At 39.2% G+C, this 13,382-nt stretch carries 13 protein-coding genes and 1 pseudogene; 12 read left to right on the top strand and 2 right to left on the bottom strand.

Annotated elements, in window-relative coordinates; translation table 11 throughout:
* The 6 genes and pseudogenes from GZA11_RS16820 to GZA11_RS15145 all read left to right on the top strand — a co-directional run.
* Positions 1-157 (top strand): annotated as a pseudogene (locus tag GZA11_RS16820) (group II intron reverse transcriptase/maturase); the annotation flags it as partial.
* 383 nt (positions 158-540) lie between these two features.
* Complete coding sequence (locus tag GZA11_RS15165; protein ID WP_158332814.1) at positions 541-681, top strand: hypothetical protein; 141 nt, start codon at positions 541-543, stop codon at positions 679-681.
* Between the two features lie 16 nt (positions 682-697).
* Positions 698-1,159, top strand: coding sequence for a cytochrome c oxidase subunit II (locus GZA11_RS15160; protein WP_038538940.1), 462 nt, complete (start codon positions 698-700; stop codon positions 1,157-1,159).
* A 14-nt stretch (positions 1,160-1,173) separates the two neighbouring features.
* A complete protein-coding gene (locus GZA11_RS15155; RefSeq protein ID WP_163184313.1) occupies positions 1,174-2,853 on the top strand; it encodes a cbb3-type cytochrome c oxidase subunit I in 1,680 nt (559 codons plus the stop codon).
* A gap of 168 nt (positions 2,854-3,021) precedes the next feature.
* Entirely contained in the window at positions 3,022-3,654 is a 633-nt protein-coding gene (locus GZA11_RS15150; RefSeq protein WP_038538944.1) for an SCO family protein, read from the top strand.
* Position 3,655: 1 nt separating this feature from the next.
* Positions 3,656-4,213 carry a hypothetical protein gene (locus GZA11_RS15145; protein ID WP_038538946.1) on the top strand — a complete coding sequence of 186 codons (558 nt, stop codon included), beginning with the start codon at positions 3,656-3,658 and terminating at the stop codon, positions 4,211-4,213.
* A 207-nt stretch (positions 4,214-4,420) separates the two neighbouring features.
* On the opposite strand, the gene GZA11_RS15140 is transcribed toward GZA11_RS15145, so the two are convergent.
* A complete protein-coding gene (locus GZA11_RS15140) occupies positions 4,421-4,570 on the bottom strand; it encodes a hypothetical protein (RefSeq protein WP_158332815.1) in 150 nt (49 codons plus the stop codon).
* A gap of 259 nt (positions 4,571-4,829) precedes the next feature.
* Between GZA11_RS15140 and GZA11_RS15135 the strand changes: the two genes are divergently transcribed.
* From GZA11_RS15135 to nagE, 4 genes are all read left to right on the top strand, one after another.
* On the top strand, positions 4,830-6,164 hold the full coding sequence (locus tag GZA11_RS15135; protein ID WP_038538948.1) for a hemolysin family protein: 1,335 nt from the start codon (positions 4,830-4,832) through the stop codon (positions 6,162-6,164).
* A gap of 169 nt (positions 6,165-6,333) precedes the next feature.
* Positions 6,334-7,707, top strand: a complete 1,374-nt coding sequence (locus GZA11_RS15130; RefSeq protein WP_163184312.1) for an RsmF rRNA methyltransferase first C-terminal domain-containing protein — start codon at positions 6,334-6,336, stop codon at positions 7,705-7,707.
* Positions 7,708-8,180: 473 nt separating this feature from the next.
* Positions 8,181-8,672, top strand: a complete 492-nt coding sequence (locus GZA11_RS15125; protein WP_163184311.1) for a PTS sugar transporter subunit IIA — start codon at positions 8,181-8,183, stop codon at positions 8,670-8,672.
* Between the two features lie 147 nt (positions 8,673-8,819).
* Positions 8,820-10,262, top strand: a complete 1,443-nt coding sequence (gene nagE, locus GZA11_RS15120) for an N-acetylglucosamine-specific PTS transporter subunit IIBC (protein ID WP_163184310.1) — start codon at positions 8,820-8,822, stop codon at positions 10,260-10,262.
* A 101-nt stretch (positions 10,263-10,363) separates the two neighbouring features.
* On the opposite strand, the gene GZA11_RS15115 is transcribed toward nagE, so the two are convergent.
* The gene (locus tag GZA11_RS15115) at positions 10,364-11,167 is read right to left on the bottom strand and encodes a PRD domain-containing protein (RefSeq protein ID WP_328822055.1); all 804 of its coding nucleotides are present in this window, start codon (positions 11,165-11,167) and stop codon (positions 10,364-10,366) included.
* 208 nt (positions 11,168-11,375) lie between these two features.
* Between GZA11_RS15115 and GZA11_RS15110 the strand changes: the two genes are divergently transcribed.
* Complete coding sequence (locus GZA11_RS15110) at positions 11,376-11,984, top strand: class I SAM-dependent methyltransferase (protein ID WP_038538958.1); 609 nt, start codon at positions 11,376-11,378, stop codon at positions 11,982-11,984.
* 76 nt (positions 11,985-12,060) lie between these two features.
* Entirely contained in the window at positions 12,061-13,104 is a 1,044-nt protein-coding gene (locus tag GZA11_RS15105; protein ID WP_235925070.1) for a DUF418 domain-containing protein, read from the top strand.
* Positions 13,105-13,382 lie beyond the last annotated feature (278 nt).

The following is a 13,382-nucleotide window of genomic DNA, read 5'->3' as shown; positions in this document are numbered from 1 at the left end:
TGAATGGAAAGCTTATGAATGGGGGAACAGTCGTAAAGGTTATTGGCGAATCTCAAAAAGTCCCATATTACACAGAACCCTTGGAAACTCCTATTGGAGTAACCAAGGGCTTAAAAGTCTACAGAAACGTTATGAATTCTTGCGTCATTTATCTTGATTGAACCGCCGTATACCGAACGGTACGTACGGTGGTGTGAGAGGTCGGGGGTTAGTCACCCCCTCCTACTCGATTTCTGATTGTCTGTTATTTCTAGTTTTTTTAGGTATTTACTTCTCACCATCTCTATTCGAATAAGGGGAGTTTTTACTGAACTCACCTAAAAAAATCTCCTCTTTATTAAATCCTCTTGTTCAAAGGTAAATCCAGTGCTATCGTCGTTATTTTTACATAACCTTTCTCAAAATTTTTATCGTCTTCGTGTTATAATTTTCAATTTTTTATTCTGGTTTATTTATGTGATTCACTTCACTTCATTGAGAATCATTCCTAATTATTATGTAAGTAAGAAGAACAAACAAAACCAAAAGGGGGATTCTTATATGGAATCGACAAAAGTCAGCCACCAAAAAGCTGAAAACCATGAACCGCTAAAAGGCACATGGATTTCTTGTGGAGTGGTTGGAGGAGTTATTTTAATTACTTATCTAATCGTTTATGGCTTATATATGGTCCGAGTATAAGGGAGGGGAGTAGAAGATGCATCGTGGTGAAAAAATTTGGCTGACGTTAAGCTTCGGAATGATTATGATTTTCATGCTTATCACAGGTTATCAAGCATTTGCATTAGAAATGGGACCCCCAAGTAATATGGAAACGATTGATCCAACGAAAGTCGATCAAACTGCACCATTTGATAAACCGGGTGTAAAACAGGTTGGCGAAAATGAATACGAAGTGGTGATGACATTACAAGCATTTAGCTTTAATCCAAACAAAATTGAAGTTCCAGCAGGATCTACCGTTACTTTTGTATTAACTTCCAAGGATGTAACACATGGATTCCAGATTGCCGGCACAAACGTGAATGCAATGGTCCCACCAGGTCACATTCAAAAAATCAAACAAAAATTTGATAAAGCTGGCGAGTATTTAATTCTATGTAATGAGTATTGTGGTGCCGGCCATCAAGTGATGGGCACAACCATTACTGTGAAATAAAGGGGGGAAAGTAAATGGCAACCATAACCGCAAAAACGATAAGAGAAACAACGAATAAAGCACTTGGCATTAGTCCAGAAGATGCCAAAATTTCAAAAACATATTTAACGGTAGCCTTTAGCGCCTTGCTTCTCGGCGGATTTTTAGGATTGTTGCAAGGGTTAAATCGGGCAGGTCTCTTGGAAATGCCATCATGGCTAAACTATTATCAAGTTCTTACTGCGCACGGTGTTTTATTAATACTAGTATTAACAGCATTCTTTATTATCGGTTATTTTTATGCAGGGATGTCACATACTTTAGGTGGTCTTCTTCCTAAAGTGAGAAAGATTGTCTGGACTGGTTTTGCGTCCAAAATGATCGGAATTGTCTTGGTTGTGATTCCGATTCTTATGAATGAAGCATCTGTCATGTATACATTTTACCCGCCAATGGCGGCACATCCTATGTTCTATTTTGGATTAGTGTTTGTAGCATTAGGTATTTGGCTGGCTTGTGTAGGATGTTTTATCAATGTAGCCAACTGGAGAAAAAATCATAAAGGTCAGCATGTTCCAATCTTTGCTTATTTTGCAACTGGTGTGTTTGTCCTATTATTCTTCGCACTTATTCCTGTAGCCATTGAAGTTTTCATGATTATTCCTTGGGTGCTTGGCTGGGTGGATGGCATTAATGTCATGGTATCGCGTACACTATTCTGGGCATTCGGCCATACATTGGTTAACATCTGGTATTTATCAGCGACTTCTGCTTGGTATGTAGTTGTTCCGAAAATTATTGGCGGAAGACGCTGGAGTGATACATTAACTCGCGTCGTGATTATTGCTTTAGTCGTCATGAACATTACTGGTGGATTCCACCACCAAATTATTGACCCAGGTATTGATGAAGGCATCAAATATATGCACGTATTTATGAGCTTGGCTATCGGTTTCCCTTCATTAATGACAGCTTATGCTATGTTTGCCGTATTTGAAAGAACCGCTAGAAAGAAAGGCGGTAAAGGATTGCTTGGCTGGTATAAAAAACTACCTTGGGGGGATGTTCGTTTCTTAGCACCATTCATTGCAATGGTAGCCTTCATTCCAGCTGGAGCGGGCGGTATTGTACAAAGCACAAACCAATTAGACCAGGTTGTTCATAATACAATGTGGATTGTTGGTCACTTCCACTTAACATTGGGGATGTCTGTTGTCATGACATTCTTTGGTATTACCTATTGGTTAGTTCCATTTATCTCTGGACGTGTGTTAACCCCACAAATGAACAAATTAGGGATTATTCAAACGATTATCTGGACCATTGGGATGACATTAATGGCAGGAGCCATGCACTGGGTAGGACTATTAGGTTCACCACGTAGAACCTCTTATTCCACTTACTTTGACAATGCCACTGCATTAAGCTGGGATCCATATTTATTTTTCCTAGCGATCGGCGGTTCGTTGTTAATCATTGGTGTCATTCTTCAAGTATATGCTGTATTTAATATGATGTTCTTTGCACCTAAAGGTGAAACAGAATTCCCACTAGCGGAAGAAGAAGAAGGAGCAGCAAAAACTCCTTACTGGACAGAGCGTTGGGGTTTATGGATCGTCGTTATGCTGATCGTCGTTTCCATGGCATACGTCATACCATTAACTGAGTTTATCGTAAATGCACCTCCAGGCTCACCTCCATTCAAAACATGGTAATGAGAAAAACAAAAATCTAGTCACGTACTTCATGGCAAATTGCCTAAAAAGCCGTGTTTCGAACTAAATGCCGTTAAACATTTGTTCTAAGAAAAAGAGATAGCTCGTGGGATTGGGCTATCTCTTTTCTGCTTCATATTTTTGAAAAATTAGTTGGAAGTGATCACGATGGTCCGAAAAAAATATACTGTTATCTCCCTATCCCTCGTTGTGTTATTTGGATTTATTTTGTTCTATATTGGAACTGACGGTTTCACAGCCTATACAGCGGAAACGGCTCGTGTTAATAAATTGGTGAAAGAAAAGCCGAAATTTCCTGACGTCACTTTTGAGGATAGTAAAGAGCGGATTTATTCATTTTCTGAATTCGAAAATAAATATGTATTTCTTACATTTTTATATACATCTTGTACAACCGTTTGCCCTCAATTGGAAATGAACATGTCAAAAGTATATGACAAGATCCCCGAAAAGTATTTGGGAAAAGAAATCGTTTTTTTAAGCATCAGTTTTGATCCGGATCGAGATGATCCGGCCACATTGGAAAAATATCGAGGTTATTTTAATAGTGACGGGGAAACCTGGAGGATGGCAAGAATTAAAGACAAATCTGAATTAGAGTCGCTGCTGAACGCATTCGGTGTCATTGTTATTCCTGATGATAATGGAACATTTGCTCATAATTCGGCGTTTTATTTAGTTGATAAACAAGGATATCTCATCGATGTGATGGATTACAAGAAGACGGATGAGGCGGCTAAAAAGGTTGTCCGTATTCTTAAAAGGGAAGCGGGGGAGTAGCATGAATCAATCATTTTATGGGCTGCTTTTATTTGTGTTCCTGCTGATACCGCCAGTGGCATCCTTTATGGAATCGATAATGATCATTCATATGCATATGCAAATGCCGATGCTAGTCATTTCCGGGTTTTTAATGGCTCAGTTTATTCTTAAATTATTCCAAAGATTTTTTGAGAAATGGAATAGTAATGGGGTCCCGGGGATTTTATTATTTGTCATTATCATGGTATATTGGATGCTTCCACGGACGATGGATGAAGCATTAACCGTTCCAGCAGTGGAGGTTTTTAAATTTATTAGCTTGCCTTTTTTGGCTGGAGTTCCTTTAAGGGATAGCTGGAAAAAACTTAGTTCAAAAGGAAAAACCACAATCATTATTCTGTTTACGTTATTGTTTATCGGAGTGGGGGCTCTATATATTTGGTCACCTGTACAATTATGTAACAACTACCTGGTTATGGAGCAGCTGACTCTCGGCTGGGGATTCATGACAACAGCCATTTGCATGATTATTTATTTGGTTTATACCTATTTTGTTGACCCTTCTGAATATGTTTAATAAATATAAGCCTGCTTTTTAAGAAGCAGGCTCTGTTTTTAGAAGAAAAAAGTATTGACTTAGAGAATTGTCTAGTTACCGCTTTCGGTCGTGCGATGATTATACTTCTGGAGCCTTCCTGGTAGAAACTTTCCAAACTGAGATAAAGGAAACACGATGAGCGAAAGCGATTCGATGTTGACTTACAGGGCGCTTACGCTTTTCTAATTATCGAGATCTCCCCAGGCGTGATAGTGCTAACCTTCGTAGGGAAGCGCTGGAAAAATCAGCAGGATTTCTACTTTTAATTCGGTCTCTAACAGGATTGTTGCTTGTGGAAGTAATCATATCCACTGGTTCATTTGGATTGGATGACATAGAAACTCCTCCTTTACCTATTAGGGTGTCCATTATTCGTACCTTTATTTTAATGGGTGGTTGAAATAGTTTCTTGGTTTGAATGGACTGCTGGATAGTTTTAAAGAGAAGAGTGGAATGATAAGGAGTGCGGGGAAAGAATCTTCACTTGATATCTTCAATACTTTTCCAAAAATTACTTTGAAAGGATAGAACCAAATATACCGATACTAATCAAAAAACAATTGCACGTTCGTTTTTGATTTGGGAGGTGACTATTATGGGCACCGGATTATTCGTACTCGTGTTCCTGATAATATTAAATGGATTTTTTGCGGCATCAGAAATGGCACTTGTTTCCTTAAATGATAATAAAATTAAAATGCTGGCCGATGGTGGAAATAAAAAAGCAAAACTTGTTCACCAACTTTTATCGGAACCAAGCCGGTTTTTAGCCACCATCCAAATTGGAATTACATTGGCGGGGTTTCTTGCAAGTGCTTTTGCAGCTGGAAGTTTTGCTAGCGCCCTAGCAGAGATGCTTTCCAATCTGGGGGTACCGCTCCCGTCCAATATTCTTGAAACATTATCTACGGTAATTATTACAATGATCTTATCCTATTTTACTTTAGTACTTGGTGAACTCGTTCCCAAAAGGTTGGCATTACAAAAAGCGGAAGCCATCTCCTTTTTTGCAGTAACACCATTAATCTTACTTTCTAAGCTTACTTATCCATTTGTGAAACTGTTGACATTATCAACGAATCTGATTGCTCGGCTCTTTGGATTAGACCCAAATGCAGATGATGAAGATGTGACAGAGGAAGAAATTCGTATGATGGTGGATGTAGGTCAAGAAAAAGGAACGATTCAAGAAGCGGAAAAGGAAATGATTAATAATATTTTTGAATTTGATAATAAGCATGTTTCAGACATTATGACTCACCGGACCAACATCATTGCTCTTCCTATTGAAACAAGTCTGGAGGAAACGGTTCGAATTGTGAATAATGAAAAATACACTAGAATGCCTGTGTATGAAGAGGACATCGACCATATTATCGGAATTCTTAATGTTAAGGATTTATTCCAATTTCTTGAGAGCGGGGATCGGGATGCATTTAATCTGAGAGAAATGGTTCGTGAACCATATTTTGTTCTTGAATCCATTCGAATTGACCGTTTATTTAGGGATATGCAAAAAAACAATATCCATATGGCCATTGTTCTGGACGAATATGGTGGAACGGACGGAATTGTAACCATTGAAGACTTAATTGAAGAAATCGTTGGAAATATTTTTGATGAATATGATGAACCGGAGCTAGATGTCATTGAAATTGAAGTGCTAGATCCAAACCATTATACGATGGCAGGGACAACTAGTCTTCACGAGGTTGAAGATGTTCTTAAAGTTGGTTTGCCAACCCAGGATTATGATACACTTAGTGGATTTATCATTGGCCAACTTGGCTATATTCCCGAATTTAATGAACGTCCATCTATTGAATTTAATGATGTCCTATTTGAAGTAAAAGAAATGGATGACAGACGGATTGAGAGGGTAAAGGTAACTGTTAAAGAAAATGTGGTTGTTGAAGAAGAAAGCACCTAACCATTGAAGGGATTAGGTGTTTTTTTGCAATATACTTCTCTGTGTTGAGCTATGAAGAATGAAACTTTAAGGCAATTGCTGTGTTATCATTTTTCTATGGTGATTTTCCATGTATAATATGACCCGCGGCACATTAGATGAAAGTTAGATCGGTTTTGAGGTGATGGAAATGGAGTTGCCAAAGGATTTTTGCGATAAAATGAGAGATCTTTTAAAGGATGAATATGAGGATTTTATTAAAAGCTATGAGGACCACAAAGCTCAGGGGCTGCGGGTAAACACGCTTAAGATAGATATGGAAGAGTTTCAAAAAATAAGTCCGTTTCATCTGGATAAAATTCCTTGGGTAAAAGAGGGATTTTATTATGGGGCTACAGACCGTCCCGGCAAGCATCCTTATCATGAGGCTGGATTGTATTACATACAGGAGCCAAGTGCAATGGCGGCCGGAGAGTTGGTAGACCCTCAACCGGGCGAGAGAGTGCTGGATTTATGTGCTGCCCCGGGCGGGAAAACGACACATATGGCAGTAAGAATGCAGCAGCAAGGCTTTTTGCTGACAAATGAAATTCATCCGGCCCGTGCTAAAATTCTTTCGCAAAACGTGGAGCGGATGGGGATAACCAATGCGGTTGTGACGAATGAAACTCCGGCAAGGCTGGCTGAAAGATTTTCAGGATATTTTGATCGAATTTTAGTCGATGCACCTTGCTCTGGTGAAGGAATGTTTCGAAAAGACCCGGATGCTTGTGCAGAGTGGAGCATCGAAAATGTTGCTGTGTGTGCGGGACGGCAAATGGATATTCTGGAGCACGCTGGAACCATGCTTCGGCCGGGAGGAAGATTGGTTTATTCCACATGTACTTTTTCACCAGAAGAAAATGAAGGGGTTATTAGTCAATTTTTAAAAAAGAACCCGAACTTTGAAGTGGAGGATATTCAGGTTTTTGAAGGGTTTGGCAGAGGTCGGAGAGATTGGGTGCCGGATGGTGTGGCAGATTTAGAAAAAACGATAAGAATTTGGCCGCATCATGTTCAAGGTGAGGGCCATTATATTGCTGTTTTACGAAAAACAGACGGAGCGGAGCACGGAAAATGGAAAGGTCCGAAAGTTTTTACGGACAAAAAAATGTTGAAAAGCTACTTTCAGTTTGCTGAGGAGAATTTACGAGAAGCCCCAACAGGAGAATTTCTGTTATTCGGAGAACAATTATATTTGCTGCCGGAGGGAATGTTGTCATTAGAGAATCTAAAGATTGTGCGCCCGGGTTGGCATTTGGGCACGATTAAAAAGAATCGTTTCGAACCTTCCCATGCAATGGCTTTGGCCTTAAAAGGGGAACAGGTGAAGAATACATGGAACTTGCCGGTGGATTCCCGAGACATTATGGCTTTTTTAAAGGGAGAATCTTTGGAAGCTGAAGGTCCAAAAGGCTGGTACCTGGTAGAAGTAGATGGATATTCCATTGGTTGGGGAAAACTATCTGACCGTACGTTAAAAAACCATTATCCAAAAGGGCTAAGATGGACAGGGAATTATTAGGTTAAAATTCTTAGTAGTTTATGTTAAAGTCATGTTGGCGTTTACAAGTAGTGATGTGTATGTTACGATAATTGTAATAGAATATCGGTCACATGTTACTGATTCGATCAGGCATGGTGGTAAAATAGAAGGTTTTAGTGCCTTTTATGATACCGCCATGCCTTTTTTATTAGCATTGACTTGGAGAATAGTCTAGTGCAAACATACTAGTGGTGAGAACGTCTCTGGCCTATTGTGTTTCTTTTTCTCGGATGGAACGCACGATCAAGAAAGGTCTCGGTTCCATACTATTACATGACCGAAGCAGTTGTTTTTGGTAGGAGGACATAGGCTGAAGGCGAGAGTGTTTTTCTGACATCATAGTCAGCCTTTCTTTACTAGTTTCTTGGTAAAGATTGAAAAAAGATAATTAGGTAAATAGTATTAATATTTTTTAAATAACTATCATTAATATTGGTAAAGGGGTAATTTTTATGTTTAATTTTTTTAAAAAGGCAAAAGCACTAGAAATCCATGCACCGGTAGATGGAAAGATTATTAAGCTAGAGGAGGTGCCAGATCCGGTTTTTAGTCAAAAGTTAATTGGTGAAGGCGCTGCCGTCTTGCCATCAGAGAAAGGTCATATTTATGCACCAGTCGATGGAAAGATTATTCAAGTAGCGCCAACTAAGCATGCAATTGGTATTTTGGCTGAGGATGGAACAGAAATATTAATCCATGTCGGGTTAGAAACCGTTTCGTTAAATGGAGTAGGATTTAAACCGGCAGTCACTGTAGGGGAAAAAGTTACTGTTGGACAGTTGCTGCTCGAAGTGGATTGGAATTATATTAAGGCCAATGCTTCTAGCACGGTCACGCCAATGGTTATCACCAATGCCCAGGATGGGAAGAAACAAATTCAAGTAACAGAGGAAAAGGAAGGTATTGCCGGTAAGACGGTGATGATCACCGTAAATAAAAAGTAAGCTTCATACCGTAAAATGAAGGGGGGCAGCCCCCCTGTTTTAAGGGGGTGATGAAGGGTCAAAACGAAATAAAGCTCATGCATTGTAAAAATGATTTTTTCAGTTTCACTTTTTTGCATATGTCTATATTAATAGGGGGTAATGGGAATGATGAAGTATTTCCAAAGACTTGGCCGATCCTTAATGCTGCCAGTCGCTGTTTTGCCGGCTGCTGCTATTTTGATGGGGTTTGGTTACTGGATTGACCCTTCAGGCTGGGGGGCAGAGAGTCCACTTGCTGCATTCCTTATTAAAGCCGGTGATTCGATTGTTGGAAATATTCCTATCCTGTTTGCAGTCGGTGTTGCATTAGGGATGTCCAAGGAAAAAGATGGTTCTTCGGCATTAAGCGGTCTTGTTGCCTATCTCGTGGTTACGACATTACTGTCAACCGGTACAGTGGCATTGTTGGAAGGCATAAAACCGGAAGAAGTGGACCCTGCTTTCGGAAAGATTGGAAACGCTTTCGTTGGTATTCTTTCTGGGATTGTTGCTTCGATGATGTACAATCGCTTTAGCCATGTGAAATTGCCGGATGCGCTGGCCTTTTTTAGCGGCAAACGTTTGGTGCCAATTATGACAGCAGTTTCAATGTTGGTTGTTTCTGCTATATTGTTCTTTATTTGGCCTGTGATTTATACCGCTTTAGTGTCATTTGGTAAGGGAATCAGCGAATTAGGTGCTGCAGGTGCAGGGTTATATGGTTTCTTTAACCGCCTTCTAATCCCAACTGGATTGCATCATGCCTTAAACTCTGTATTTTGGTTTGATGTGGCAGGAATCAATGATATTGGTAACTTCTGGTCCGGAAATGGAGAAAAGGGTGTTACTGGTATGTATCAAGCAGGCTTCTTCCCTGTAATGATGTTCGGTTTGCCTGCAGCCGGTTTGGCAATGTATCATACGGCTAAAACGAAGAAGAAAAAGCAAGTAGCATCTTTAATGATGGCTGCTGGTTTCGCTGCCTTCTTTACAGGTGTTACAGAGCCGATTGAATTTGCGTTTATGTTTGTTGCACCAGTTCTTTATATTGTGCACGCTATTTTGACTGGTATTTCTTTATTTGTTGCGGCAACTTTCCATTGGACCGCCGGATTTGGTTTTAGTGCTGGTTTCATTGACTTTTTCTTAAGTTCAAGGCTACCATTGGCAAATTCTCCATATATGCTTTTAGTTCAGGGGCTTGTTTTTGCAGTAATTTACTATTTCTTATTCCGATTTATTATTACAAAGTTTAACTTGATGACACCTGGACGTGAAGAGGATGAAGAAGAATTGGCGGAAGCTGGTCCTTCAGGCGAGAGTAAATTTGCAGTCATGGCTGAGCAAATCTATGAAGGATTGGGCGGTGACGCCAATGTAGTTTCGGTCGACAACTGTGTGACTCGTTTGCGTTTGGAAGTGAAGGATATGAATAAGGTTGACAAGAATAAGATTAAAGCAGCAGGGGTACATGGGATTAATGTTGTCGGCGAACACAGCATTCAAGTCATTGTTGGCACCAATGTTCAGTTTGTTGCCGATGAAGTGATGAAAATCCGGAATAAATAATAATCTTTTATAATAAAAACGCTTGGGATACCGTTTTATGCACGGCCCAAGCGTTTTTTATTGGAGTTGCTGTAGTTGGTTTGCGTTTTTCGGATTTACAATTACTTTTTTCGTAGTCTTTCAATATGAAGGGTTACATATCCTAGTTCATGTTCAGGTAAGACCATCTGATAATGATGTAAGAGTTCTGTTGCGATTTTTTTGGCACAATCATAGGAAGCAGGAAATTTTATTTTTATCATTTTCAACATTTCCTTATCCATGGTGTGCTGCTGATTGTCATTAATCCGTAATATGGCAAAGCGTAAGTGGGTAATCAGCCGTTGATAGGAAAGATCATCTTCATTCATTTTAATTTTCAGATGATCCCGGATTGTTTGTATCATATGGCTAAGGATCGTAGTTTGTCTGAGTGTCTGTTTCATATCACCGCTCTTTAGTTTGGCTGTATGAATATGTAATGCGATATAACCAGCTTCGTCAATAGGGAACGTAATGTTCATCCTTTTTTCAATATGTTTGATGGCCCACTGGCCGATGTTAAATTCCTTCTTGTACAGCATTTTAATTTCTTGCAGCAGTTTGTTTTTTACATACATACCATCCCGTATTCTTTCAATGGCAAAAGATAAGTGATCGGTTAGTGCAATATGAATATGTTCGCTTAATTTGGTTCCGAGGGATTGCTCGGCATAGGTGATAATTTCTTCTGAGAGGGCAAAATGTTCTTCGGGTATTTGAAGAAGTAGTTGATGGAATCTTTCATTTTCTTTTAGAACAAACAGCTTTTCTATTTTACTTGGATTGACGATGTCATTTTTCTTTTTTTGAAAAGCAATTCCGGTGCCGATAGCGATCTTTTCTTCTTTTTGATCGATAATTACAACGGCATTATTATTTAGGATTTTTTTGATTTTCAGAGGAATCCAGCTCCTTGTTTGTCCCTAGCGGGTATAAGTCGTGTATATGTCTCATGCATGTTTTTTAGGTAAAAAAATAGGATAAAAAGAAATTCGACATGTTTTTTGTTTTTCCTGCTTTTCTATTGACGGTTTTTGATAAACTGATAGGGAAGTTTATATTTTTGAAAAGATAGGTGTAACAGGAGCAACGATGAAAGAACATTATTATGACAAATTGTTAAATATTAAAACAAAAGAAAAGCAGCAGGGCTTTCATAAGTCTTTGCAATACCACCGCTATGAACCAACGCCCTATAGTGCTCTTGAGGAGCTGTTTCGTCATTATGAGCTAAAAAGCAGTGATCGGGTGGTGGATTTTGGGTGTGGGAAAGGAAGATTAAATTTTTATATCCACTACTTTTTCCATTCAGAGGTTATCGGGGTTGAGATGGATGAAATGCTTTACGAAAAAGCCATGGCCAATCTTGAACGATATATCCGGAAAACGAAAAATCGTAAAGAAAAAATCCAGTTTCAATGCTGTTTAGCAGAAGAATACCCGATAAACCCATTGGATAATCGTTTTTATTTCTTTAATCCTTTTTCCATCCAAGTGTTCAGAAACGTGATCAACAATATCCTACGATCTGTGGAACAATATCAACGACAAATTGACGTTGTCCTGTACTATCCTTCTGAAGATTATATTTATTATTTAGAAAATTACACCGCCTTCGAACTAATCATGGAAGTAAAAATACCCATCATCTACAAACATAATCCCAATGAACGTTTTTTAGTATATCGACTAGGGGAATAGTGGAATGGTTGTCATGTAACATTGATGGACAAATTTAAAATGCATGTATTTGGGAAGGTAGGGGGTGGTGTCATAGATGAAAGGAAAATATAAAATGGGTTTTGGTCATCGTATTGAAGAGCTGGATTATCTGCGGGGGGTTGCATTGCATGGAATTGTTTTGGTGAATATTCTACCTTTACTAGAGTTGGGTATGCCAAAAGCCGGTTCACTGGATGCGGCTTATTGGCGTTTATTATACCTTTTTGTGGAGGGCCGCTTTTATACGATTTTTACCTTTTTGTTTGGGGTAGGGTTTTATATTTTTATAACAAGGGGCAATGAAAAAGGGAAGAATGGGGTTGTACTCTTTTTAAGAAGGATCGTAGCCCTGTTCCTTTTTGGTTTGGTGCATGTAAAGTTTCATCCGGGGGAAGCGTTAACCGTTTATGCAATATGTGGCCTACTTTTGCTACCTTTCTACAAGGTTAACAAAGTGATGAACCTCTTTTTAGGTCTGTCGATGTTGATAATTTTTAGTATGTTTTCTTTTAAGTTATTTTTGGTCATTCCTATTATGCTGTTGGGTATCTCAGCGGGACAGTTTCGCTTGTTTGAAAAATTATCTGAGAAGAAAAAAGGAATCGCTATATTTACAGGGATTATGTTTGTATTAAGCATAGCGGGACTGTTGTACCAATACCAGTATGCTCCTTTTATTATTGAAGAAAGGTTGGAAATGGAAATCCGGAGCAGTCAGGAATTTGTTAGGATCGGAATCATAATAGGCCCCATTGTTTCAGCATTTTATGTAGGGCTATTGGTTCTCCTCTTGCAGTATCGGTTTATACAAAAGCTGTTGTCTCCTTTGAAAAGTTATGGTCGGATGGCACTGACGAATTATATGATGCAAACTGTAATCATTCTAGTGGCTGGTAATGGGTTCCATTTAATTGGTAACATTTCGTTAATTCATTCATTTTTTATCTGTTTAATGATTTATGTCATTCAATTGTCTTTCAGTGTCATTTGGCTGCGTTATTTCTATTATGGACCATTGGAATGGACCTGGAGGGCGATCACCTATCTTCAGATTCCTCCTTTACTTAACCAAATGGGTGATAGACTATCAGGGGATTAGCCTCTTAAAGCGGTGTGGGAACGCCGCTTTTTTTTTTTATGTGCGCCCGGCATGTACATGAACTATAGGGTGTAAGTCCCGAACCCCGAAGACAGAAGTAGAGGTTAGCCAAGAGCAAGGGTGTCCGTGGTGACGCGGAATCTGAAGGAAGCTGGAGGCAAAACACCGGTCCGAGGAACACGAACCTCATATAAGGCTAGGTATGATTGAGTGAGTTTGCATAACAAAACAAAGCTCTTTCTGTCGAAGGTCATATCGAGTAAATGAGGCGGATAGAT

Origin of the sequence: Neobacillus sedimentimangrovi (genome assembly GCF_010614825.1) — a bacterium.
Lineage (GTDB): Bacteria > Bacillota > Bacilli > Bacillales > Cytobacillaceae > Neobacillus > Neobacillus thermocopriae.
Note: the sequence above shows the minus strand (reverse complement) of the source record. Positions and strands in the feature narration are given on the sequence as shown.

Excerpts from the sequence above, each read along its gene's own strand:
- nagE (WP_163184310.1), top strand. The coding sequence starts at position 8,820 with ATGATGAAGTATTTCCAAAGACTTGGCCGATCCTTAATGCTGCCAGTC.
- GZA11_RS15135 (WP_038538948.1), top strand. The coding sequence starts at position 4,830 with ATGGGCACCGGATTATTCGTACTCGTGTTCCTGATAATATTAAATGGA.
- GZA11_RS15150 (WP_038538944.1), top strand. The coding sequence starts at position 3,022 with ATGGTCCGAAAAAAATATACTGTTATCTCCCTATCCCTCGTTGTGTTA.
- GZA11_RS15165 (WP_158332814.1), top strand. The coding sequence starts at position 541 with ATGGAATCGACAAAAGTCAGCCACCAAAAAGCTGAAAACCATGAACCG.
- GZA11_RS15140 (WP_158332815.1), bottom strand. The coding sequence starts at position 4,570 with ATGTCATCCAATCCAAATGAACCAGTGGATATGATTACTTCCACAAGC.
- GZA11_RS15145 (WP_038538946.1), top strand. The coding sequence starts at position 3,656 with ATGAATCAATCATTTTATGGGCTGCTTTTATTTGTGTTCCTGCTGATA.
- GZA11_RS15160 (WP_038538940.1), top strand. The coding sequence starts at position 698 with ATGCATCGTGGTGAAAAAATTTGGCTGACGTTAAGCTTCGGAATGATT.
- GZA11_RS15110 (WP_038538958.1), top strand. The coding sequence starts at position 11,376 with ATGAAAGAACATTATTATGACAAATTGTTAAATATTAAAACAAAAGAA.
- GZA11_RS15105 (WP_235925070.1), top strand. The coding sequence starts at position 12,061 with ATGAAAGGAAAATATAAAATGGGTTTTGGTCATCGTATTGAAGAGCTG.
- GZA11_RS15130 (WP_163184312.1), top strand. The coding sequence starts at position 6,334 with ATGGAGTTGCCAAAGGATTTTTGCGATAAAATGAGAGATCTTTTAAAG.
- GZA11_RS15125 (WP_163184311.1), top strand. The coding sequence starts at position 8,181 with ATGTTTAATTTTTTTAAAAAGGCAAAAGCACTAGAAATCCATGCACCG.
- GZA11_RS15155 (WP_163184313.1), top strand. The coding sequence starts at position 1,174 with ATGGCAACCATAACCGCAAAAACGATAAGAGAAACAACGAATAAAGCA.